The organism is Hymenobacter daecheongensis DSM 21074, assembly GCF_900141805.1.
In the GTDB taxonomy this organism is placed as follows: Bacteria; Bacteroidota; Bacteroidia; order Cytophagales; family Hymenobacteraceae; genus Hymenobacter; species Hymenobacter daecheongensis.
The window spans coordinates 376,021-398,579 of sequence record NZ_FQYN01000001.1; the positions used below are offsets into that span (position 1 = coordinate 376,021).

The following is a 22,559-nucleotide window of genomic DNA, read 5'->3' on the forward strand; positions in this document are numbered from 1 at the left end:
CCCCGAAGAAAAGCCGCCATGCACCCGACTCCGCGCCCCGATTCTCCGCTCTACGCTATTCTGCAGCAGCGCATCCTCGTGCTCGATGGCGCCATGGGCACCATGATTCAGCGCCATACGCTGACTGAAGCCGACTTCCGCGGCTCCCGCTTTGCCGACCACCCCCGGCCCCTGCGTGGCAACAACGACCTGCTCAGCCTCACCCGCCCCGACATCATCCGTGGCATCCACGCCGACTACTTCGCCGCCGGAGCCGACATGGTGGAAACCAACACTTTCTCGGGCACCACCATCGCCCAGGCCGACTACGGGCTGGAGCAGGTGGTGTACGAGCTGAACTACGAATCTGCGAGAATTGCCAAAGAAGTAGCCGACGAATTCACGGCCCGCAACCCGGCCCGGCCGCGCTTCGTGGCCGGGGCCATTGGGCCCACCAACCGCACTGCTAGCCTTTCGCCCGACGTAAACCGCCCCGGCTTCCGCGCCGTGACCTTCGACGAGCTGGCTACGGCCTATCTGGAGCAGGTGCGCGGGCTGGTGGCAGGCGGCTCCGACGTGCTGCTGATCGAAACCATCTTCGACACGCTCAACGCCAAAGCCGCCCTGTACGCGGTGCAGCAGTTCTTCGACGAGGGCGGCCGGGTGGTGCCGGTCATGATTTCAGGCACCATCACCGACGCCTCCGGCCGCACGCTGAGCGGACAGACCGTAGAAGCCTTCTGGAACAGCATCAGCCACCTGCCCCTGCTGAGCGTGGGTCTGAACTGCGCCCTCGGAGCCGACCAGCTCCATGTTTATGTGAAGGAGCTGAGCCGCCTAGCCGACGTGCATATTTCGGCCTACCCCAACGCCGGCCTGCCAAATGCTTTTGGCGGCTACGATGAGTCGGCCCGGGAATTCGCGGCCGTGGTGGAGGAGTATTTGAAGGAAGGCATCGTGACGGTGGTAGGCGGCTGCTGCGGCACCACGCCCCAGCACATTGCCGAGTTGGCCAAGCTGGCGGAGAAGTATGCTCCGCGGCCGTTGACCCCTCCCCCGGCCCCTCCCCAAAACGGAGGGGAGCCAAGCGCGGGTTCTGAACCAGACTCGTCAGCGGATAACTCGTCAGAGGCTAATCTAAGCCCCTCCCTTTGGGGGAGGGGTTGGGGAGGGGTCACCCGCCTCGCCGGCCTCGAACCGTTCAACATCACCCCCGACTCCCTCTTTGTGAACGTGGGGGAGCGGTGCAACGTGACGGGCTCCCGCGCTTTTGCCCGCCTCATCCGGACCGGGGCCTACGAGGCGGCCCTGCAGGTGGCCCGCGACCAGGTGGAGGGCGGGGCTCAGGTGCTCGACGTGAACATGGACGAGGGCATGCTCGACTCGGAGCAGGCCATGACCACGTTTCTGCACCTGATTGCCTCCGAGCCCGACATTTCGCGGGTGCCGCTGATGATCGACTCCTCGAAATGGAGCGTGCTGGAGGCCGGCCTAAAGTGCGTGCAGGGCAAGAGCATCGTCAACTCGATTTCGCTGAAAGAAGGCGAGGATGCCTTCCGCCGCCACGCCCGCACCGTGCGCCAGTACGGCGCCGCCGTGGTGGTCATGGCCTTCGACGAAACCGGCCAGGCCGACACCTACGAGAAGAAAATTGCCGTCTGTAAGCGCAGCTACGATATCCTGGTGAACGAGGTCGGCTTCCCGGCCCAGGACATCATTTTCGACCCCAACATCCTCACCGTGGGCACCGGCCTGGAGGAGCACCGCACCTACGCCGTGGACTTCATCGAGGCGGTGCGCTGGATCAAGGCCAACCTGCCCGGCGCGCTGACTAGCGGGGGCATTTCCAATATCAGCTTCTCTTTCCGCGGCAACGACACCGTGCGCGAGGCCATCCACTCGGCGTTTCTCTACCACGCCATCCGCGCCGGGCTGGATATGGGCATCGTCAACCCCGGCCAGCTGGCCGTGTACGACGAGGTGCCGAAGGACCTGCTGGAGCTGGTGGAAGACGTACTGCTCAACCGCCGCCCCGATGCCACCGAGCGCCTCGTGGACTTCGCCGAAACCGTAAAAGACCAAAAATCCAACAACCAGCAGCTCACAACTAACAACCAGGAATGGCGCAGCCTGCCGGTAGCTGAGCGGCTCCAGCACGCGCTGGTGCGCGGCATCACCGAGTTTATTGATGAGGACACCGAGGAAGTGCGCCGGCAGGTGGGCCGGCCGCTGGAAGTGATTGAAGGGCCGCTGATGGCGGGCATGAACGTGGTCGGCGACCTGTTCGGGGCGGGCAAGATGTTTTTGCCCCAGGTAGTGAAGTCGGCGCGGGTGATGAAGAAGGCCGTGGCTTACCTGGAGCCCTTCCTGCTGGCCGACAAGCAGAGCAGCGACCGGCAGACGGCCGGCAAAATCCTGCTGGCCACCGTGAAAGGCGACGTACACGACATCGGCAAGAATATCGTGGGCGTGGTGCTGGCCTGCAACAACTTCGACATCGTGGACCTGGGCGTGATGGTGCCCCTGGAGCGGATTCTCGACGAGGCCCGGAAGCAACAGGTGGATGTTATCGGCCTCAGCGGCCTGATTACGCCCTCTTTGGACGAGATGGTGTACGTGGCCCAGGAAATGGAAAAGCGCGGTCTGCGCACCCCGCTGCTCGTCGGCGGCGCTACTACGTCGCGCCTGCACGCGGCCGTCAAAATCGCGCCCCACTATGCCGGCCCCGTGGTGCACGTGCACGATGCCTCCCGCTCGGTGGGCGTGGCCGCCAGCCTGCTCGGTTCCAGCGCTGCTACCTACGCCCACGCCGTGCGAGACGAGTACGCCACCCTCCGCCACGACTACGCCAGCCGCCAGCGCGACAAAAACTATCTGCCCATTGCAGCCGCCCGCGCCAACGGGTTTAAAGCCGACTGGACCGCCGCGCCCATTACCAAACCCACCTTCCTGGGCACTAAGGTCCTCGACAACTACCCGCTGGCCGAGTTGGCCGAGTACATCGACTGGACGCCCTTCTTCCACACCTGGGAGCTGAAGGGCCGCTACCCCCGCATCCTGGACGACGCAACCCTGGGCGAGGCCGCCACCAGGCTCTTCGCCGATGCGCAGGCGATGCTGCAAAAGGTCATTCGTGAAAACCTGCTCACCGCCCGCGCCGTGGTCGGCTTCTGGCCCGCCAACACCGTGGCCTACGACACCATCGAAGTGTACGCTGACGAGGAGCGTGACGAGCTGCTGGCCGAGTTCTTCACCCTGCGCCAGCAGGGCGAAAAGGGGCCCAGCGTGCATAACCTGGCTTTTTCTGACTTTCTGGCCCCGAAAGAATCCGGCCGCCCCGACTACATCGGTGGCTTCGCCGTGACGGCCGGGCTGGGCATCGAAAAGCTGATCGGGCAGTTTGAGGCCGACCACGACGACTACTCCAGCATCATGATCAAGGCCCTGGCCGACCGCTTGGCCGAGGCCTTTGCCGAGCGCCTGCACCAGCGCGTACGCGAGGAGTTCTGGGGCTACTCGGCCGGCGAAAAGCTGACCAAAGAGGAGCTGATCGAGGAGAAATACCGCGGCGTGCGGCCCGCCCCCGGCTACCCCGGCTGCCCCGACCACACCGAGAAAATTACCCTGTTTCAGCTTCTCGACGCCGATAACCAGACCGGCATTCGGCTCACCGAGAACCTGGCCATGTACCCCGCCTCCTCGGTCAGCGGCCTCTACTACGCCCACCCGGACGCGCGGTATTTCGGCCTGGGCAAGATTGGCAAGGACCAGGTGACAGATATTGCGGCGCGCAAGCAGATGCCGGTGGCGGAGCTGGAGCGGTGGCTGTCACCGAATCTGAATTATGAGGTGCCTCAGCCCGCGCCGGTGCCTCACCCCTAGCCCCTCTCCGGGGGAGAGGGGAACTATCCTTAGCACGAGCTAAATTCTAAAAATCATAATCTTATGACTCAGAAGCCAACTCCTAAAACGAAGCTAAAGCTAGAAAAACAGCTAGAAGCTAGTCCCCCCTCTCCCCCGGAGAGGGGACTAGGGGGTGAGGCACCGGAACCGCACCGTGAGCCCATAACCGCCCGCCTCACGGCCGACAAATCACTCTGGCACCGCCACCTAAAAGGCTTCAGCGCCGAAATGCGCCGCCAGCCTACCCCAGCCGAAAACCTGCTTTGGCAAGCCCTGCGCAACCGCCAGCTGGCCAACGTCAAATTCCGCCGCCAACACGCCATCAGCCACTTCATCGTCGATTTCATCAGTACCGACCATCACCTGATTATTGAGGTAGATGGCAGTGTGCATTTGGAAGCGAGCCAAACGGAATACGACGCCGGCCGCACGCATGAGCTGCAGGCTCTGGGCTACCGGGTGCTGCGCTTTACCAATGAGCAGGTTCTCCAGCATCTCCCCGCAGTCCTGCGCCAGATTCAGCAAGAATTTTCCCAAAGCATCTAACCGTTCACCCAAAACCGCCGGAAAAAGTCGTCAGGCTCCCCCTCTCCCCCGGAGAGGGGGCCGGGGGGTGAGGCAACAATATGAAAGTAACCGACCACCTAACCCGCGCCGCAGGCCGCACGCTCTTTTCCTTCGAGGTGCTGCCCCCCAAAAAGGGCGAAAACATCCACACGCTCTTTTCCCATATCGAGCCGCTGCTGGAATTCAAGCCGCCATTTATCGACGTGACCTACCACCGCGAGGAGTACGTGTACCGCCAGCACCCCAACGGCCTGCTCGAAAAAAAAACCGTGCGCCGCCGGCCCGGCACGGTGGGCATCTGCGCGGCCATCAAAAACCGCTTCGACGTGGATACCGTGCCCCACCTCATCTGCGGGGGCTTCTCGAAGGAGGAAACCGAAAACGCCCTCATCGACCTCAACTTCCTGGGTATCGACAACGTGCTGGCCCTGCGCGGCGACCCCATCAAATCCGAAGGCTACTTCAAGCCCGAGCCCGACGGCCATAGCTACGCCTGCGACCTGATCGGGCAGGTGGCCAACCTCAACAAGGGCGAGTATCTGGATGAGGGCCAGGACGACACCTGGGCCACCGACTTCTGCATCGGCACGGCCGGCTACCCCGAAAAGCACTTTGAGTCGCCGAACTACGCCGCCGACCTGCGCCACCTCAAGCACAAGGTAGACCGCGGGGCCGACTACATCGTGACCCAGATGTTCTTCGACAACGAGCAGTATTTCAGCTTTGAGCGGCGCTGTCGCGAAGCCGGCATCCTGGTGCCCATCATCCCTGGCTTGAAGCCCCTGACGACCAAAAGCCAGCTCACGATGCTGCCCCGTTCTTTCTATCTCAACCTGCCCGAAGAGCTGGCCGAAGCCGTGCGCCTGTGCCCCGATAACGAGGCTGCCCGCCAGATCGGCATCGAATGGTGCATCAATCAGAGCCGGGAGCTGATGGCCCACGGCGTGCCCTGCCTGCACTACTACAGCATGGGCAAGTCCGAGTCGATTCGGCGGGTGGCGGCGGCGCTGTTTTAGGCGGCGCGGTGCTACACCAGCGACTCCGGCAGCCAGACCGTGAACTCGCTGTATTGCCCTGGCACGGAGTTCACCGTGAGGGTGCCGCCGTGGCCCTTGGTCACGATGTCGTAGCTCAAAGACAAGCCCAGGCCGGTGCCTTCGCCGGGCGGCTTGGTGGTGAAAAAGGGGTGCATGATCTTGTCCAGAATCTCGGGGGCGATGCCCGTGCCGTTGTCGCGCACGCGCAGCAGCACGCCCTGGCCCGCCCGCTGCGTGCTCACGGCCACCACCGGCTTGTAGGTGCCGGCGGGCAGGCGCGCGGCCTGCTGGCGCACGGCATAAAAGGCGTTGTTGAACAGGTTCAGCAGCACCCGCCCAATGTCTTCGGGCACTACCAGCACCGGCCCCAGGTGCTGGTTGAAATCGGTGGTGAGGGCCACGTTGAAGCTCTTGTCTTTGGCGCGCAGGCCGTGGTAGCTCAGGCGTAAGTACTCGTCGGCCAGCGCGTTTAGGTTGGTGGGCTGGCGCTTGCCGGTGCTGGGCCGCGAGTGCTGCAGCATATCTTTCACGATGTTGCTGGCCCGGCTGGCGTGCTCGTTCACCTTGGTCTGGCTCTGGGTCAGATCATCGAGCAGCCGCGCTACCGCTTCCTTCTTTTTCTCCGGCAGCTGCTCCGGCCGTAGCTCGTCGCGCAGCTCCTGCACCAGCTCCACGCCCACCTCCGAGAAGTTGTCCACGAAGTTGAGCGGATTCTGAATCTCGTGGGCAATGCCAGCCGTGAGGGCCCCCAGCGAGGCCAGCTTTTCCTGCTGCACCAGCTGCACCTGCGTGGTCTGCAGGTGCTCCAGCGACTGCGCCAGCGACTCATTCTGCCGCGTCAGCAGCTCTTCCTGATGAAAATTCTCGGCCCGGAAATAATACACCACAAGAAACAGCGTCATGAAAAACAGCGACACGTTCACGTTGTAGAAATACACGCTGTCGGGCATGTATAAAAACGGCTCGACCACCGTCATGGCGTAGCGCACGGCGAAGTAGGCCCCCACATTCACCCCAAACAGCAGCGCTATTTTCCAGAAGCTGCGGAAGAACAGCATGGCCACAATGCTGTTGGAAATAAGGTAGTACTCCACGCCATCGTAGCGCCTAGCAACGGCAATGAACGAGCACAGCAGCGTGACGCTCAGGATGATGTAGTACGCCGCCGCGTCGTAGCGGCGGTAATGGTTGAGCAGCAGCGGGGGCAGGTTGAAGGCCACGCCAAAGAGGCAGATGCGGAACGTGAGCCAGTCGGGCGAATTCCAAAAGACCGCCACGTAGCCGGTGTAGATGGCAATGGTGATGCAGCAGATTCCGTTGAGCAGATGCACCCGCTTCGACTGCCAGACCGTGAGCGAGGGCTGCATCCCGATATTGATCAGGCGGTGCCAGACGCTCCGCACCGGCCGCCCCAGCGCCGCCCACCAGCCGGCCGAAGTACGTGCGTCGTGGGCAGGAGCGCGGGGCGATGTGAGCATAGCAAACGAAACGGACGAGCAGCCGCACCGGCCGCGGCCACACTTGAGTTTGGGAGCTGCCGGGCCGGGCCGAGGCCGGTGCGGCAGCCCGGATAAGTAAGTATAAGGAATTTTATTAGAAATAAATCTATACAGAATAACACTATATTTATAATACTTAGCCGGCCGTTAGGGGGTAGCCGCTTCCTCCGGCTGCCTGGCCGCCCGCCTCCGGCCGCTGGTCGCTGGCGGCACGCTGGCGCAATCTATCTGTACCACAAAGCTGGGTCGGCTGCTTGGGCCGGGCCGTTCCTGCCCCCGTGTCAGAAGCATTATGACTTGCTCCCGGTCACTGAAAGCGCTACTGTATCTGCTGCTGGCCTGTTTGGCCCCGTCGGCGGCGGCCGCCCGCCCCACCCCGGTGCCAACGCTCAGGCACATGCCCGCCACCGGCCTCGTGCTCGACCAGGGCTGGACTTACCGCCCCGGCGACGACCCGCGCTGGGCCCTCCCCGCCACTGCCACCGCCGCCGACGCCCGGCAGTGGCAGCCCATCAACCCTGGGCTGAGCCCGCGCCGGCTGCCGCAGGTGCCGCGGGCCGGCATTGGCTGGCTGCGCCTGCGCTTCCGAGTAGCGCCGGCCCTGCGCGGGCAGGCCCTCACGCTGGGCATTTTTCAGTACGCGGCTTCCGAAGTGTACTTCAATGGCCGCCTGCTGCGCCGCTACGGCACCCTCGGCCCCAACCCGCGCCAAGTGTTGCCCTACTGGCCCGACGGGCAGCCTATCGAGCTGCGTCTCGGCGAGGGGGCCGAGCAGGTGCTGGCCATCCGTTTGGCCCAATGGCCGCCCTTTTTCGTCTTCAGCGACTTTTTCGTGCCTTTCCTGCTGCAGGCCCGCCTTGATGGTGTGCCGCAGCTCATGCAGAACTTTCAGCACGAGGCCACCTACAAAACCGCCGATATGCTGCTGTTCGGGGCGTTTCTGCTCCTGAGTATGCTGCACTTGGCCTTCTACTTATACAATACCGCTCAGCGGGCCAACCTCTACTTTGCCTTCTACACGCTGGCCCAGGCCTGCAGCTTCTGCTGCACGGGCTTTCTGGATGAGGTGCGCCGCATGGATGTGCGCCTGGCCGTGGATATTTTGTCGTATGTGGCGCTGCAGACCGGCGGCATTCTTGCGGTGCGGGCGCTATATAGCCTGTTTGGCGTGCGCCGGGGCCTTATCTACTACGGGCTGTGGGCCGCCAATGGCATCAGCCTGCTGCTGCTCACGTTCAGCAACCGGCTGAGCTGGTATCCGACGGTGGGGTTTATGGTGCTCGTCACGGCCGAGCAGCTGCGCCTCACGCTGGGGGCCCTGCGTCAGACCAAGCGGGCCGCCGGCATCATAGCCGCCGGCTTCGGGCTGGCCCTGCTGCTGCTGCTCACGTTTGGCTACCTGGCTCGGTTTCAGCCGCAGGTGCTGGGCCGCGAGCTGCTTTCCATTCCGGTGCATACGCTGCTCACGTTTCCGGCTTTTCTGAGCCCGGTGCTGGCCATTTCGCTGTTTCTGGCCCGTCGCTTCGCCATCGATAGCCGGCTGCTGACCATCAAGCTGGCCCAGGTGCGGCGGCTTTCGGCCCAGACCAGCGCCCAGCAGCAGGAAAAGCAGGAGCTGCTGGCCCGGCAAAACGAAACGCTGGAGCAGCTGGTGCAGCAGCGCACGGCCGCCCTGCAGCTCTCGCTCACCAACCTCCAAAACGCCCAGCACCAGCTCATCCAGGCCGAGAAGATGGCCTCGCTGGGCGAGCTAACGGCCGGCATTGCCCACGAGATTCAGAACCCGCTCAACTTTGTCACCAACTTCGCCGACGTAGCCATGGAGCTGCTCAAGGAGCTGAAGGAAGGGCCGCTGCTGGCGCTGGCCGGCCAGGAAAAGCAGGGTGCCACCGCTCTGGTGGAGGAGCTGACCGAGGATCTGGACCGCATCACGTACCACGGCCGGCGCGCCGATGGCATCGTGAAGGGAATGTTGCAGCACTCGCGGGCTGGTCGGGGCGAGCGGCAGCCCACCGACCTGAACGCGCTGGCCGACGAATTTCTGCGCCTGGCCTACCACGGCCTGCGCGCCAAGCACCCCGATTTCAACGCCACCCTCACCACCCGATTCGACCAAGGCCTGGGCCGCATAACCGTGAGCGCCCAAGAGCTGGGCCGGGTGCTGCTGAATCTGTTCAACAATGCCTTTTATGCCGTGCAGCAGCGGCAGAAGCTGGCCCAGCCCGGCTACCGCCCCGAAGTGTGCGTGACCACCCAGCGCCAGCCCGATGGCCGGGTAGCCATTCGGGTGCGCGACAATGGCCTGGGCATTCCGGCCGCCGTGCGCCAGAAAATCTTTCAACCGTTCTTCACCACCAAGCCGCCCGGCGAAGGCACCGGCCTGGGCCTGTCCCTGAGCTACGACATCGTGACCAAGGGCCACGGTGGCACCCTCACAGTGGCCACGCAGGAGGGCGACTACACGGAGTTTACGGTGAGCCTGCCCACCGAAAACGAACAGTTTCAGGCCCTAACCTTTTCGGTATGAGCGCTGTAAAAATTCTGGTTGTTGATGACGAGGCCGATGTGCGCCTGCTGTTTGAGCAGCGCTTCCGGCGCGAAATCCGGGAGGGGCAGCTGGTGTTCAGCTACGCTTTTTCGGGCGAGGAGGCCCTGCGCTACCTCGGGCAGGAGCCGCACTACTCCCAAGTCGTGCTCATTCTCTCCGACATCAATATGCCGGGCATGAGCGGGCTGGAGCTGCTGCGCCAAATTAGGCAGGACCGCCCCAACCCGCCACCGCTAGTGATGATGATAACGGCCTACGGCGACCCACAAAGCCATGCCGCGGCCCGGCAGTTGGGGGCCAATGAGCTGTTGTCGAAGCCGCTGGATTTTGCGCTGCTGCGCCAAAAGCTGCTGCTAGCCCTGTAAGCCGCGGCCGGGCTGGGCCCCTAGTGCCGTTCCGGCGCTTGGGCGGCATCGCGCCGCCGGGGTTCTTCGTTGAGCCGAGTATCTGACTTTGGACTATCTGCCGCTATGCCCTCGCTCAACGACCTGTTTGCGCAGCTACGCGTTGCCACCATCCCGGCCGAGGTGGAGGCGCTGCAGCACGCCATCTGGCAGCACTGGCTGGAAACCGGCGACGCGGCCCTCGACAAGCAGCTGGAAACCGGCATGCGCACCCTGGCCGCCGGCGACTACACCCACGCCATTCACGAATTCACCCAACTCATCAGGGCCCGGCCCGACTTTGCCGAGGGCTGGAACAAGCGGGCCACGGCCCACTACCTGCGCGGCGAGTACCGCGCCTCCCTGCTCGATATAGCCGAAACCCTGCGCCGGGAGCCGCGCCATTTCGGGGCCCTGGCCGGCTGGGCCACTATCCTGCAGATGCTCGGCGACGAGCGCCGCGCCCTGCGCGTGCTGCAGCGCCTGGCCCGGCTGTGCCCGCACCTGCCGGGCCTGCAAACCCAGCTGCGCGACCTGAACGACCGCCTCGACGACCTTGGGCTGTGAGCCGGCGCAGGCGCTTGCGCCAATTGTGAAATAGTTGTAAATTTTCCGGACCGTTGGTTTAGTTACGACTAGCTAGTATCTTCGCATATACTTGTCTATCACGGCTTACCAGAGGAAATGGCATTTTGAATGTGTTTTGTCGGTATTTCCAATTAATTGTATTTAATCAATTTTTTATTTACCAGAAGCTGACACAATTAACGCAAGTAATTTCGCTGGCTTGAGTTTTTCCCTTTCTGATTTTCCCACTCCGCAAAATTCCCCGCACTATGAACAAACTCCTACCCCTTAGCCTGTTGGCCACCCTGCTGCCGCTCTGCTCCCTGGCCCAGCGCACCCGCACCACCGAGTATGAAAGCGGCATGGTGGAGAAAGGCGCCAAAATCGGCGTTTGGGAATACTACGCCCACACCCGCGACGGCCGCCAGGTCACCATTCAGAAATACGACCACACGGCCCGCAAGCTGCTCTTTTACCGGCCCATCGAAGACATTCCGTATGAGGTGGAGGTGCAGCCCGGCCAATGGACGCGCAGCCGCGTCGATCAGCCGCCGCTGTTCATTGGCGGCGACCCGGCCCTGGCGGCTTTCACCACCAAGCTGGTATACCCCAAAGCTGCCCAGGACCGCAACCTGCAGGGCCGCGTGGTAGTGGCTCTCACCATCGATACGCTGGGCCAGGCCTCGGGCCACAAGGTGCTGACGAGCGTGGGCGGCGGCTGCGACGAAGAAGCCCTGCGCGTGGCCCGCAAAATCCCGAACCAGTGGATTCCGGCCCGCAAGGGCGGCCGCGCGGTGCCCATCGTGTATGAGCTGCCCTTCACCTTTAAGCTGCAGGCTCCGGCCCTGGTTTCGCAGTAGGCAGGTGGGCGGCCGGCCACATCCTCGGGGGCTGAATTACGTACACGCGGGCTATGAAACGACCCAGCCTGTTTTTTGTACCGTCGGCGGCGCTGCTGGCCGCCTTCGCCCTGGTCAGCTGCGACACTACGCCCCGCGAGCGGCAGGAAATTGTGCGCCAGGAAGCCCGCAACCTCGATAGTCTGGTAGACCGGACCGCGTCCAAGCTAAAAACCGCCGGCCACCGCGCCGCCCGCTTCGACTCCGTTTCGCGAATGCGCAACCGTCAGCCGCTCGACAATGCCAGCCTGGCCACTTTCTCGGCCGAGCTGCTGGGTCCGTACGCGGCCATCGACCAGCTCACGCCCGACACCATTGAGCCGGCCTACAAGCAGTTTTTGCAGCAGGTGCGCCAGCGCCGCCGCACCTGGACCCAGCGCGACTGGGACTACGCCACGGCCATCTATAAGAGCCTGAATGAGCGCCTGCGCGTTATCCGGCTCGATGTGAAAGGCCGCGCCGAGCTGCACATCCGGGCGCTGCAAACCGAGTTTACGGCCCTGGAAACCAGCCGCGACGTGAAAGACCTCGGCGCGGCCGTAAAAGAATAGCCGTGCGCTTCGCTCCTCTCCAAGCCCCGTTTCACCCACGGGGCTTTTTGCGTCTGGTCGGGCTTTGCTGGCTGCTCCTGGCCGGCCCGGCCCACGCCCAGAGCCGCATCGAAAGTGCCGAAACCGTGCCGGCCACCAACCAGTGGCTGCAGCCCGGCGACCGGCTGCAGGTGCGGCTACAAGGCACGCCGGGCGGGCAGGCCACTTTCTTGGGCACGCACCCGCTCACGGAGCTGCCGCCGGCCCAGGCCGGCGGGCGGCGCGGCATCTACCAGGGCACCTACGTGGTGCGGCCCGGCGATACACTGCGCAACCGTGCCATCAGCTTCGCGCTGCTGCTACCCACCGACAGCACCCGCGCCACCGCCCGCAGCCGCTCGCGGGTGCGGTTTCTGAGCCCCGATGAGCCGCAGCTGGCCGTCACGAAGGGCCCGCTGGCCTACCTGAACTACGGGCTGGGCGAAGACCGGCTCGGCGGGGCCAAGCTGGGCTACCTCGATTCGCTTGTCACGCTGCACGTCACGGGTATGGTGGGCAGCCAGTACCGCGTGCGCCTAGCCGAAAACCAGACGGCCTGGGTGCCGCAGGAGGTGGTGCGCCTGCTGCCGCCCGGCGGCTTCGTGCCCACGTCCCTCACCGGCTCCTGGAGCGTGGCCGGCGACTCGCTCTACGACACTGTGCAGGTGCCGCTCACGGCCCGCCTACCCTACCGCTCCGAGCTGCTGACTGACCCCACTACGCTCGTTGTGGACATATTCGGGGCCACTTCCAACACCAACTGGATAACCCAGCGCGACGGCATCCGGGAGCTGGGCGACGTGCATTATCAGCAAGTGCAGCCTGATGTGTTCCGGCTCATTTTGCCGCTGCGCCACGCTCAGGCCTGGGGCTACAGCATTGGCTACCGGGGCAATACGTTGGTGATAAAAGTGAAGCGCCCGCCGGCCAACCTACGCCTGCGCGGCCTCACGGTGGCCCTCGATGCCGGGCACGGCGGCGAAAACGTGGGCGCCACCAGCGCCGCCGGCACTCAGGAAAAAGACCTCACGCTGGCCATTGCCCAGAAGCTGCGCCGCGAGCTGGAAAAAGCCGGGGCCCGCGTGCTGATGACCCGCGAAACCGACGCGACGGTAGACAACGGCTACCGCGTGCTGCTGCTGCGCCAGCTGCGCCCCGATCTGCTCATCAGCCTGCACGCCAACTCCTCGGCCAACCCGGCGGTGCAGGGCACCAGCACCTTCTACCGCTACGTGGCGTTTCGGCCGCTGGCGTGGGCGCTGTATGAGCAAATGCGCTCAACTGGCCTCAAGGGCTTCGGCAACGTGGGCAGCTTCAACTTCGGCCTGAACGGCCCCACCGAATACCCCAACGCGCTGGTAGAAACGGCATTTGTGTCGAATGCCGAGGACGAAAAGCGGCTGACGGACCCGCAGTTTCAACAGCAGCTGGCCGAGCGGCTGCGGGCCGGGCTGGAAGATTTTCTGAAGGCGACACGGGCTAAGGGGCCGCGCGGCTGGCTGCTGCACGAGCCCGCCCGCAACTAAAGCAGGCAGAGGAGATGACTGCTGCATGAGAAGAATTTTAAGTAACCGATCTATACCCCGTAAGCTTGCCGCTTGGAACTTGCCGGCTGGGACTCACCACCTAAACAGCCAACTACCTGCTTCCTGACAGGCACTTTTTTCAGCCCGACAAAAGCGCATTTCGTTCGTCGTCAAACGCACCGCAACTTATTATCTATCACCTGATTTATCACCTGCTTGCCAATATACCGACATGACCACCCAGCCGCCCGAAGACCGTATTGTGCTGCTCGAATCGTATGCCGACCCCATTGCGGCGCACCTAGCCAAAGGCCGCCTGGAGGCCGAGCAGATTCCGTGCTTTCTGACCAACGAAAACCTGGTCTCGCTCAATCGGCTCTACGGGCCGGCTTCGGGCGGCGTGCGCCTGCACGTGCGCCAGCAGGATGCCGCCGCCGCCGCCGAAATCCTACGCTACGAAACCGTGCCCATGCACGCCTCTCACGCCGACGACGCCCCGGCCGCCGATGTGCCGCACTGCCCCAACTGCGACTCCACCGACGTGGCGTTCGGGCCGGCCACGCGCAATACCTACAGCTGGCCTATGCTGCTGCTTTCTATGCTATTAGCCTATCCCCTGCGCGGCCACCGCTACCACTGCTTCCACTGCCGCCACGAGTTCAAGCGTGCGGAGGTGGTGAAGTGGTGAGATAGTGAAATGGTGAAATGGTGAGTTTGATGTTCTGGCGGCGCATCTGGCGCAAGCGGCGCATTTAGCGCAGATCGAACATCAAACTCACCATTTCACCATCTCACTATCTCACCATTCCCGAAAGCGGATGAGTGGGAAGGCGTCGCCGGCTTTGAATAGCTCCTGCTCGGGGGGCAGGCGCAGGAAACCGTCGCACTGAAGCAGAGAGGCTAGGTCGCCGGAGCCGCCGGCGGGCTGGGGGTGCGCTAGCAGATGGCCGTGGGGCGAAGCCTCCAGCCGCACGGGCAAAAAATGCGTCATGGGCGGCTTGAATGCGAAACTGGCGGCCAGCACCGCCATCAGCTGGGGCAGCACGGCCTGGGGCTGCTGGCACTGCCGCAGCCAGGGGCGCACGTATTGGTAGAAATTGACGAAAGTAGAAACCGGGTTGCCGGGTAGGGCAAACACCACCGCGCCGCCGGCCTGCTGCCCAAACCAGAAGGGCTTGCCCGGCCGCTGCTGCACCTCATGAAAAATCTGCGTTACGCCCACTTCCCGCAGAATTTCGGGCAGAAAATCGGCCTGCCCCTTGGATACGCCCCCGCTCAACACCAGCGCATCGAACCCGGCCAGCAGCGGCGGCAGGCCCTGGCGCAGGGTTTGCTGGTCGTCGTTGAAGTGAAAAATCTCGCCTTCGGCCCCGGCTTCCAGCAGCGCGGCCCGCAACATGTAGGCATTGGAGCGCCGAATCTGGTGGGGCAGCGGCGTCTGGGTCAGCTCCACCAGCTCGTCGCCGGTGCTCACCACGGCCACGCGCAGCGGGCGGGCTACCGGCACCACGGCCGCGCCCACGGTGGCGGCCACGGCTATTTCGGCGGGGCCCAGGCGCGTGCCGGCGGGCAGCAGCAGGTCGCCCTGCTGGCGGTCGGCGGCCTGGTGATGGATGTTGTGGCCGGCGGCCGGCGGCGGCACCTGCACGCGGGCAATGCGCTGGCCATTGGCTTCGTGAAACTCTAAGTCTTCGTAGCGCACCACCACATCGGTGCCGGGCGGCAGCATGGCACCGGTCATTATCTCAATGGCAGCCAGCGCATTGCGCAGCGGCTGGGGCGCAGTGCCGGCCAGCTGGGTGGCCTCGATGGGGAAATCGGTCTGGCCGGCGGCTATGGCCGCGAAACTCAGAGCAATGCCGTCCATTGCCACCCGGTTGAAGGGCGGAAAGTCGCGGTCGGCGTAGAGGGGCTGCTGCAGCACGCGGCCGGTAGCGGCCGTCAGCGCAATGGTTTCGGACGGCAGCGGGCGGGCGGTGGCCCGCACGAGGCGCGAGGCTTCTTCGACAGAAATCATGAGCAGCGGGGTTGGAAGCGCGGGAGAAGGACGGCGCAAAGTAAGTCCGAACGGTTGTAGAGACGCGATACTTCGCGTCTTGGCGTTGAACGACTGGAGCCGCGCCAGTAGGTATTTATAACAACATCAGCAACGATTGAGACGCGAAGGGTCGCGTCTCTACAACCGTTCAAAGCCCTTTGCAGGCGAAATCCCGGGGCTTTCTGCAACTTTTGCCCCGGCCCTGCGCTTTTCCGCTATACCCTTTCCCTATGTCCGACCTCGCTTCTACCTTCACCCACCTCAACGCCGCCGGCCAGCCCGCCATGGTCGATGTGGGCGCCAAAACCCCGACCCGCCGCATGGCCCGCGCCCGCAGCCGCGTGGTGCTGGGGGCCGAAATTCTGAAGCTGGTGCAGGCCGGCGACCTGCCCACGCGCAAAGGCCCGGTGTTTCAGACCGCCATTCTGGCCGGCATCATGGCCGCCAAAAAAACTGCCGACCTGATTCCGCTCTGCCACCCGCTGGGCCTCGACGACTGTCAGATTCAGATTGAGGTGCAGGAGCCCGACGCCATCCACATCATCTGCACCGCCACCGTAACCGGCAAAACCGGCGTGGAGATGGAGGCCCTCACCGGGGCCAGCGTGGCCGCCCTCACGGTATATGATATGTGCAAGGCGCTGTCGCACGATATCGTGATTCAGGAAACCCGCCTGCTGGACAAAACCGGCGGCAAAAACGACTTTCACCATGCCGACTAACGACGCCAGCCAACCCAGGCGCACCAAGCACGCCGCCCTCGTGCGCCCCGCCGTGGGCGAGTTCGGCCGCCACGAGCTGGCCATTCTGGGGGCTCCCTGCGGCAAAATCAAGGACTTGGTGACGCGCCTGTTGCCTCTGCTGACGCCCGCCCTGAGCATTGGCTACGTCGATGCCGACCACGCCGCCGGCGACGACGCCGCCGAAGGCGGCGCGGGCGGGGCCAGCTCCATCATGCTGGCCGGAGCCAGCGCTGAGCTAACCGATAAAATCACATTTCGCCGCCTCGACGAGCGCCGGGAGCTGGATGGCTTCGCCCAAAAAGAGCTGCTGGCCCACCAGAGCCTAGTGCTGGTGAATGGCAACCACTTTCGCGCCCAACAGCAGATCATCATTCTGGACCCGGCCAAGCCGCTGGACCGCAAGCTCGACCGTCTCACCGATGTGCAGCTGATTCTGCTACCCGAAGGCGTGCGGGAGATGCCCGCGTATCTGCTGGCGCATTTCGCCCAGAAAGGCCAGATTCCGGCCCTGCTCCTGTATGATACGGCGGCCATTGCGGCCTTCATTCGGCAGTGGTGGCAGCTGCACCAGCCGCCGTTGCGCGGCCTGGTGCTGGCCGGCGGCCAGAGCCAGCGCATGCAAACCGACAAGGGCCGCCTGCGCTACCACGGCCAGGAGCAGCGCGAATACGCCGCCAGCTTGCTGGCCAACGTCTGCACCGACGTGCACGTTTCCTGCCGCCCCGACCAGGTGGCCGACCTGCCCGCCGGCCTGCTCCCATTGCCCGACCGATTTCTGCACCTAGGCCCGCTGGGCGGCATCCTCAGCGCCCTGCAGACTGACCCCAACGCCGCCTGGCTGGTAGTGGCCTGCGACCTGCCCTTTCTCTCCGAAGCCACGCTACGCCACTTGGTGCAGCACCGCAACAGCGCGAAAGTCGCCACCGCCTTCCAAAGCCCTGAAAACGAGTTTCCCGAGCCGCTGATTACGATCTGGGAGCCGCGCAGCTACGGCGTGCTGCTGCGGTTTCTGGGCCTGGGCTACTCCTGCCCGCGCAAGGCGCTGATTAACTCTGATGTTGAACTGCTCGCTGCTCCTGACCCCAACGAGCTGCGCAATGTGAATACGCCAGAGGAGGCGGAAGTGGCGTGGCAGGAATTGGGTACTAAGGATTAGGGTTAGAGTTAGAGTTAGAATTAGCTCCCCTCCTTTTTTCAAGGAGGGGTTGGGGGTGGTTGCTAGAGCTAGAAAGTCGTTGAACGATTAGTTAGCTCTAAAAAGCTGTTCAACAATTTTATACCTCTAGTTGAACCACCCCCAACCCCTCCTTGAAAAAAGGAGGGGAGCTTAGCTGTAGCTCTAGCTTTTAGCTCGCTACGGGTGCGCGGCTACCCACACAGAACCGTCCTCATACTCCTCCTTTTTCCAGATAGGCACCACTTGCTTAATCGTATCAATAATGTACTGGCAGGCGGCGAAAGAGTCGGCGCGATGGGGCGTAGATACGGCTACTACCACGGCTACATCGCCGATTTCGAGGCGGCCTTTGCGGTGGATAATGGCCACCTGGCAGAGCATAGGCCACTTTTCGCGGGCCTGCTCGGCCACGCGGCGCATCTGGTGCACGGCCATAGCGTCGTAGGCTTCGTAGTCGAGGCGCACCACGCGGCGGCCGGTGCTCTGGTTGCGCACGGTGCCGATAAAGGTATTGACGGCGCCCGCGCCCTCATCCTGCACGGAAGCCAGCACGGCCGCCACATCGATGGGCTGGTCGGTAAGATGTATATTCATGAAAAGCAGTTTTTAACTCCTTGTCATCCTGAGCTTGCGAAAGACCTTATCACGCAAGAACGACACTTATAACAACGACTCGTTCTTGCGTGACAAGGTCCCTCGCAAGCTCAGGATGACAGGGGGCGCGTACGCTATCCGCCGCTGACGGGCGGAATGAGGGCTATTTCGTCGTTTTCCCGCAGGCAGTAGTCTTCGGGGGCGTACTCGCTGTTTACGGCCACGGCGAAGCTGGTCAGCGCATTCAGCGCCGGGTATTGGGCGCGTAGCTGGGCTATTAGGTCGGCCACCGACTGGCGCTCGGGCGCTTCCAGTTCCAGCTGGGAGCTACCCACGATTTCTTTGGCGATGCCAAAAAGAGCAATTTTCAGTTTCATTTGTTTATTCAGCCTCCGGAGGCGGTTATACGGGCTCCGGCCGGAACAGAAAGGCGAAGGTGCCGTTTTTTGTTCTGAACCCCTGGGGCCGCTGTTTCCGTTGAGGCACTAATCTATCTTTTACCACCCTATGTCTGCTGCTCCCTCCGTGCTGTTCGATAACCACGGCCGCCCGCTCGAATACGTGCGCCTGGCCGTGACGGACCGCTGCAATCTGCGCTGCTTCTACTGCATGCCCGAAGAAGGCATTCAGTACCTGCCCAAGCGCGAGCTGCTGACCTATGAGGAGATGGAGCGGGTGGTGGCACTACTGGCCGGGCTGGGCGTACGCAAGGTTCGCCTCACCGGCGGCGAGCCGTTCGTGCGCCGCGACCTGGTGCCCTTCATCGGCCGCCTCAGCCAGATTCCGGGCATCCAGGATATCAGTCTGACGACCAACGGCGTACTCACTGCGCCCCACATTCCGGAGCTGGTGCACCTGGGCGTGCGCACCGTCAATCTGAGCCTCGACACGCTGGATCGGGCCCGGTTCGCCGCCATCACGCGCCGCGACGAACTGCCGCGGGTGCTGGATACGTTTTATGCCCTGCTGGCCGCCGGTATTCGGGTCAAAATCAACGCCGTGGTGATGGACGGGCAGAATACCCAGGACCTGGTGCCCCTGGCCGAGCTGACCCGCGAGTTGCCGGTAGATGTGCGCTTCATCGAGGAAATGCCCTTCAACGGCGGCAGCCACGGCGCCATCCAGATTCCGTGGAGCCATGTGCGCATCCGCGAGCATCTGGAGCAGCATCTGGGGGCGCTCATGCCCATCGCGCAGCCTTACGGGGCCACGGCTTCCGAATACAGCATTGCGGGCCACCTGGGCACGGTGGGCATTATTGCGGCGTATTCGCGCACCTTCTGCGGCACCTGCAACCGCCTGCGCCTCACGGCCGAAGGCGGCCTCAAAACCTGCCTCTACGACCAGGGTGTGCTCGACGTGCGGGCCCTGCTGCGCGGCGGCTCCACGGACGCCGAGGTAACGGCCGCCCTGACCCACGCCTTCCGCAACCGGGCTGCCAACGGCTTCGAGGCCGAGCGCCAGCGGCCGGTGCACCAGCTCAGCTTCGAGTCGATGAGCACGATTGGGGGGTAAGGCAGCTTTTTTTTCGGCGGGGTTGGGTGATAGTTGCGCAGAATTCGGATTAACTTCCAGAAGCCTGCTTGTCCCAACATCCCTCCTGCTTTTGCTCTATGGAAATTACTGCCTCACTCCGGCACGCGCTACTCACTGACCGCGAGCAGACCCTGACGCGGATTTATCAGCGGGCGTTTCCGCTGGTGCGCCACTATGTTGTGCAGCACGGCGGCACGGCCCACGAGGCGAAGGATGTATTTCAGGATGCGGTGGTTGTCTTTTATGAAAAGGCCGTGCAGGAGAGCTTTGTGCTGTCGGCCTCGGTCAGCACCTATTTGCTGGGTGTATGCCGCAACCTGTGGCACCGCGAATTGACCCGCCGGGCCCGGCTGCCCCTCACCGACCTCACCGACGAGCATACCCAGCAGGTAGCTGATGCGGAACCCACCGCCGACACTCCGGACTCGCTGGCCGTGCTGACGTACGTGGAGCAGCTTGGGGAGCGGTGCAAAAGCGTACTGCTGGCCTTCTACTACTTCCAGCAGCCGCTGGAGCAGATTGCCAGCACCCACCACTACGCGAGTGTGCGCTCGGCCACGGTGCAGAAGTTTAAGTGCCTGGAGCGCCTGCGCAAATCGGTGCGGGCGGCGCTGTCGGAAGCCTTTGCCCACGCCTAGCCCCACCGCCATGCGCCCCGACCTGCACCGCCTGCACTGGATTGAGCACCACCTGCTGGGCCACCCAACGCCCGCCGAAGCCGCCGACTGGCGCACGCAGCAGCTAGTTGATGCGGAGCTGGCCGCCGACACCGAAATCCAGCGCCAACTCTACCAGGGCTTATACCAGGCCGGCCGCCAGCAGCTTCGCTGGGAGCTGGACCAGATTCACGCCCGGCTGCAGCACTCCGCCCGGCGGCGCGGCTGGCTGCAGGCCGCCACCGACGTGCTGCGCCGCACGCTCCGGCTGCTGCCGGGCAGGTAGCCGCTTTCCAACCTGCTTTTCTCATTGCTTCCCTGCTCTATTAGTGAGCAGGCTGAAATCCTCATGCCTTTTTTCAACTCTCTCCCTATGCTTACCTCCCGAGAATTCCGCAAGTTCGCCGTGCAGGGCCAGGGCCTGAACGGGCTGGCCGTCGATCAATACCTGCACCACGTAGAAGGCCGCGCCCGGCCCGATGTGACGGGCATGACCCGCTCCGTAATAGAGGAGCGCCCCACGCGCTTCGCCGAAATCGACGTATTCTCCCGCCTCATTATGGACCGCATCGTATTCCTAGGCATGGCCGTCGATGATCAGATCGGCAACATCATCACGGCCCAGCTGCTGTTTCTGGAGTCGGCCGATGCCAAGAAGGATATTCTGCTCTACATCAACTCGCCCGGTGGCTCAGTGTATGCCGGGCTCGGCATTTATGACACCATGCAGCACGTAGGGCCCGATGTGGCCACCATCTGCACGGGGCTGGCCGCTTCGATGGGCGCTTTTCTGCTCTGCGGTGGGGCCATCGGCAAACGCTCAGCCCTACCTCACGCCCGCGTCATGATTCATCAGCCGTCCGGCGGCGTGCAGGGCCCTTCAGCGGACATTGAAATAACGGCCCGCGAAGTGGTGAAGCTGCGCCAGGAGCTGTACCAGATCTACGCCGACCGCACCGGCAAAACCTACCAGCAGATCCACGACGACTCTGACCGGGACCACTGGATGCGGGCGGATGAAGCCAAAGAGTATGGGCTGATTGATGAGGTATTGGAGCAGAAACCAGTGTAACCCTACTTGCCCAGTCCCACCCAGCCGCGCCGCATGGCATAATACACTGCCGTGCCCACCACCAGCCCCACCAGATAGCCATACGGCAGCCCCGCGCACAGCAGGCCCACCAGCAGCGCCACCGTCAGGTCGGCTCGGGAAGAAGTAATATCGCGCAGCAGGGCGGCCAGCGTGAGAGCCTCAAACAGCAGCAGCACGCCCAGAATTGGGAGCGGGAAAATCTGGACTACTTCGGCGAAGCCCTGGCTGAAAAACAGCCCCAGCACCAGAAACAGCATTCCATACAGCACCACCGAGCCCCCGGTGCGGGCTCCGAAGGCATAGTGCCCCACCAGGCCGCCCGAGCCGTGGCACACCGGAAAGCCGCCGAAAAATGGGGCCACCAGATTCATGCAGGCGTAGGTGAGGCTGATCTGGCGCACGGTGATGTTGCGCTCCGGAAAGTGGTCGGCCAGTACTTGCTTGGTGGCCAGAATGGAGTTGCCGAGCGACAGCGGAATCTGGGGCAGCGCCAGCAGCACGGCCCCGGTCAGGATATCGGCCCGCTGCGGAATGTGGAAGCCGGGCAGGTGCAGGCCCACGGCTTTCTGGGCCGTGGCGAGGTCGAGCTTGAAGAGCAAGGCATACGCCACGCCCAGGGCAATGACGACGAGGGCGGCGGGCCAGCGGCGGTTGCCGAGCAGCACCACCGTAATCAGGAAGGCGGCGGCGGCCAGCGCGAAGCCGGGCAGGCCGTCGGCGGGCACGTATTCTTTCAGGGCCAGCGTGGCCAGCTGCAGCGCCAGCCCAAACTGAATGCCCCGAATGACGGGCTTCGGAATCAGGCGGGCCAGCGCATCAATGAGGCCGGTGGCGGCCAGCACCAGCATACTCAGCCCGATGGCCAGCCCGCCGCCGAAAATGACGCGCCCCGGAATCTTCTGGGCAATGACTAGGGCGGCAAACGCCTTGAGCGGCTGCACCGGCATGGGCATGCCATACCACACGCCCGAAAACACCTGCATAAGCCCAAACACCACCAGCACCCCGGCACTATCGAGGCCCGAGGCGGCGATGATGCCGATGAGCAGCGGCAGGTCGGTACCCAAGTCGCCGAATGCGCCGGCCAGCTCGTTGCGGTCGAAGCGGATGCGGGGGCGGGGGCGCAGGGAAACTGGGGGGGTGGCTACGGGCATGAGCAGATTAAAAAGCGAAAATAAGTGGAAGCTCGAAAGCGGTAGATATCATCTAAACTATTATTTGCAATAGTTATACTTTTAATGAACA

At 63.5% G+C, this 22,559-nt stretch carries 21 protein-coding genes; 16 read left to right on the forward strand and 5 right to left on the reverse strand.

Annotated features, from left to right (window positions below; genetic code table 11):
- Positions 1-18: 18 nt before the first annotated feature.
- The 3 genes from metH to metF all read left to right on the forward strand — a co-directional run bounded on the left by metH (position 19) and on the right by metF (position 5,465).
- Complete coding sequence (metH, locus tag BUB62_RS01595) at positions 19-3,861, forward strand: methionine synthase (protein WP_073105311.1); 3,843 nt, start codon at positions 19-21, stop codon at positions 3,859-3,861.
- Between the two features lie 249 nt (positions 3,862-4,110).
- A complete protein-coding gene (locus tag BUB62_RS19470; protein ID WP_234988514.1) occupies positions 4,111-4,428 on the forward strand; it encodes an endonuclease domain-containing protein in 318 nt (105 codons plus the stop codon).
- An 80-nt stretch (positions 4,429-4,508) separates the two neighbouring features.
- Positions 4,509-5,465, forward strand: coding sequence for a methylenetetrahydrofolate reductase [NAD(P)H] (metF, locus tag BUB62_RS01605; protein WP_073105314.1), 957 nt, complete (start codon positions 4,509-4,511; stop codon positions 5,463-5,465).
- A gap of 11 nt (positions 5,466-5,476) precedes the next feature.
- Here the strand turns inward: metF and BUB62_RS01610 are convergent, their stop codons facing one another.
- A complete protein-coding gene (locus BUB62_RS01610; protein ID WP_073105316.1) occupies positions 5,477-6,964 on the reverse strand; it encodes a sensor histidine kinase in 1,488 nt (495 codons plus the stop codon).
- Positions 6,965-7,277: 313 nt separating this feature from the next.
- On the opposite strand from BUB62_RS01610, the gene BUB62_RS19475 reads away from it, so the two are divergent.
- From BUB62_RS19475 to BUB62_RS01645, 7 genes are all read left to right on the forward strand, one after another.
- Positions 7,278-9,512, forward strand: coding sequence for a sensor histidine kinase (locus tag BUB62_RS19475; protein ID WP_234988522.1), 2,235 nt, complete (start codon positions 7,278-7,280; stop codon positions 9,510-9,512).
- Positions 9,509-9,898, forward strand: a complete 390-nt coding sequence (locus BUB62_RS01620) for a response regulator (protein WP_073105319.1) — start codon at positions 9,509-9,511, stop codon at positions 9,896-9,898. The genes BUB62_RS19475 and BUB62_RS01620 overlap by 4 nt, the downstream gene beginning before the upstream one ends.
- A 105-nt stretch (positions 9,899-10,003) precedes the next feature.
- Positions 10,004-10,483, forward strand: coding sequence for a tetratricopeptide repeat protein (locus BUB62_RS01625; RefSeq protein ID WP_073105322.1), 480 nt, complete (start codon positions 10,004-10,006; stop codon positions 10,481-10,483).
- Between the two features lie 269 nt (positions 10,484-10,752).
- Entirely contained in the window at positions 10,753-11,343 is a 591-nt protein-coding gene (locus tag BUB62_RS01630; RefSeq protein ID WP_073105324.1) for an energy transducer TonB, read from the forward strand.
- 53 nt (positions 11,344-11,396) lie between these two features.
- Positions 11,397-11,933 (forward strand): hypothetical protein, encoded by a 537-nt coding sequence (locus BUB62_RS01635; protein ID WP_073105327.1) that lies wholly within the window; start codon positions 11,397-11,399, stop codon positions 11,931-11,933.
- A gap of 2 nt (positions 11,934-11,935) precedes the next feature.
- Positions 11,936-13,477 (forward strand): N-acetylmuramoyl-L-alanine amidase, encoded by a 1,542-nt coding sequence (locus BUB62_RS01640; protein WP_143163977.1) that lies wholly within the window; start codon positions 11,936-11,938, stop codon positions 13,475-13,477.
- A 232-nt stretch (positions 13,478-13,709) separates the two neighbouring features.
- Positions 13,710-14,165, forward strand: a complete 456-nt coding sequence (locus BUB62_RS01645) for a putative signal transducing protein (protein WP_073105329.1) — start codon at positions 13,710-13,712, stop codon at positions 14,163-14,165.
- A 111-nt stretch (positions 14,166-14,276) separates the two neighbouring features.
- Here the strand turns inward: BUB62_RS01645 and BUB62_RS01650 are convergent, their stop codons facing one another.
- Positions 14,277-15,494, reverse strand: a complete 1,218-nt coding sequence (locus BUB62_RS01650) for a molybdopterin molybdotransferase MoeA (RefSeq protein ID WP_073105332.1) — start codon at positions 15,492-15,494, stop codon at positions 14,277-14,279.
- A 251-nt stretch (positions 15,495-15,745) separates the two neighbouring features.
- Here BUB62_RS01650 and moaC point away from each other — a divergent pair, with 251 nt between their 5' ends.
- Together moaC and BUB62_RS18685 are read left to right on the forward strand one after the other, a co-directional pair.
- The gene (gene moaC / locus BUB62_RS01655) at positions 15,746-16,237 is read left to right on the forward strand and encodes a cyclic pyranopterin monophosphate synthase MoaC (protein ID WP_073105335.1); all 492 of its coding nucleotides are present in this window, start codon (positions 15,746-15,748) and stop codon (positions 16,235-16,237) included.
- Complete coding sequence (locus BUB62_RS18685) at positions 16,227-17,414, forward strand: NTP transferase domain-containing protein (RefSeq protein WP_084538740.1); 1,188 nt, start codon at positions 16,227-16,229, stop codon at positions 17,412-17,414. Before moaC ends, BUB62_RS18685 begins: the two co-directional genes overlap by 11 nt.
- Before the next feature lie 198 nt (positions 17,415-17,612).
- On the opposite strand, the gene BUB62_RS01665 is transcribed toward BUB62_RS18685, so the two are convergent.
- Both BUB62_RS01665 and BUB62_RS01670 read right to left on the reverse strand, forming a co-directional pair.
- The gene (locus BUB62_RS01665) at positions 17,613-18,029 is read right to left on the reverse strand and encodes a molybdenum cofactor biosynthesis protein MoaE (protein ID WP_073105337.1); all 417 of its coding nucleotides are present in this window, start codon (positions 18,027-18,029) and stop codon (positions 17,613-17,615) included.
- A gap of 134 nt (positions 18,030-18,163) precedes the next feature.
- Positions 18,164-18,406, reverse strand: a complete 243-nt coding sequence (locus BUB62_RS01670; RefSeq protein WP_073105339.1) for a MoaD/ThiS family protein — start codon at positions 18,404-18,406, stop codon at positions 18,164-18,166.
- Positions 18,407-18,554: 148 nt separating this feature from the next.
- Between BUB62_RS01670 and moaA the strand changes: the two genes are divergently transcribed.
- The 4 genes from moaA (at position 18,555) to BUB62_RS01690 (ending at position 21,293) form a co-directional block, all read left to right on the forward strand.
- On the forward strand, positions 18,555-19,544 hold the full coding sequence (moaA, locus tag BUB62_RS01675) for a GTP 3',8-cyclase MoaA (RefSeq protein WP_073105972.1): 990 nt from the start codon (positions 18,555-18,557) through the stop codon (positions 19,542-19,544).
- Between the two features lie 98 nt (positions 19,545-19,642).
- Positions 19,643-20,203 (forward strand): RNA polymerase sigma factor, encoded by a 561-nt coding sequence (locus BUB62_RS01680; protein WP_073105342.1) that lies wholly within the window; start codon positions 19,643-19,645, stop codon positions 20,201-20,203.
- Positions 20,190-20,507 (forward strand): hypothetical protein, encoded by a 318-nt coding sequence (locus tag BUB62_RS01685; RefSeq protein WP_143163978.1) that lies wholly within the window; start codon positions 20,190-20,192, stop codon positions 20,505-20,507. Before BUB62_RS01680 ends, BUB62_RS01685 begins: the two co-directional genes overlap by 14 nt.
- An 87-nt stretch (positions 20,508-20,594) precedes the next feature.
- Entirely contained in the window at positions 20,595-21,293 is a 699-nt protein-coding gene (locus BUB62_RS01690; protein ID WP_084538741.1) for a ClpP family protease, read from the forward strand.
- 2 nt (positions 21,294-21,295) lie between these two features.
- Here BUB62_RS01690 and BUB62_RS01695 read toward each other — a convergent pair whose 3' ends face one another.
- Entirely contained in the window at positions 21,296-22,468 is a 1,173-nt protein-coding gene (locus BUB62_RS01695) for a putative sulfate/molybdate transporter (protein ID WP_073105351.1), read from the reverse strand.
- Positions 22,469-22,559 lie beyond the last annotated feature (91 nt).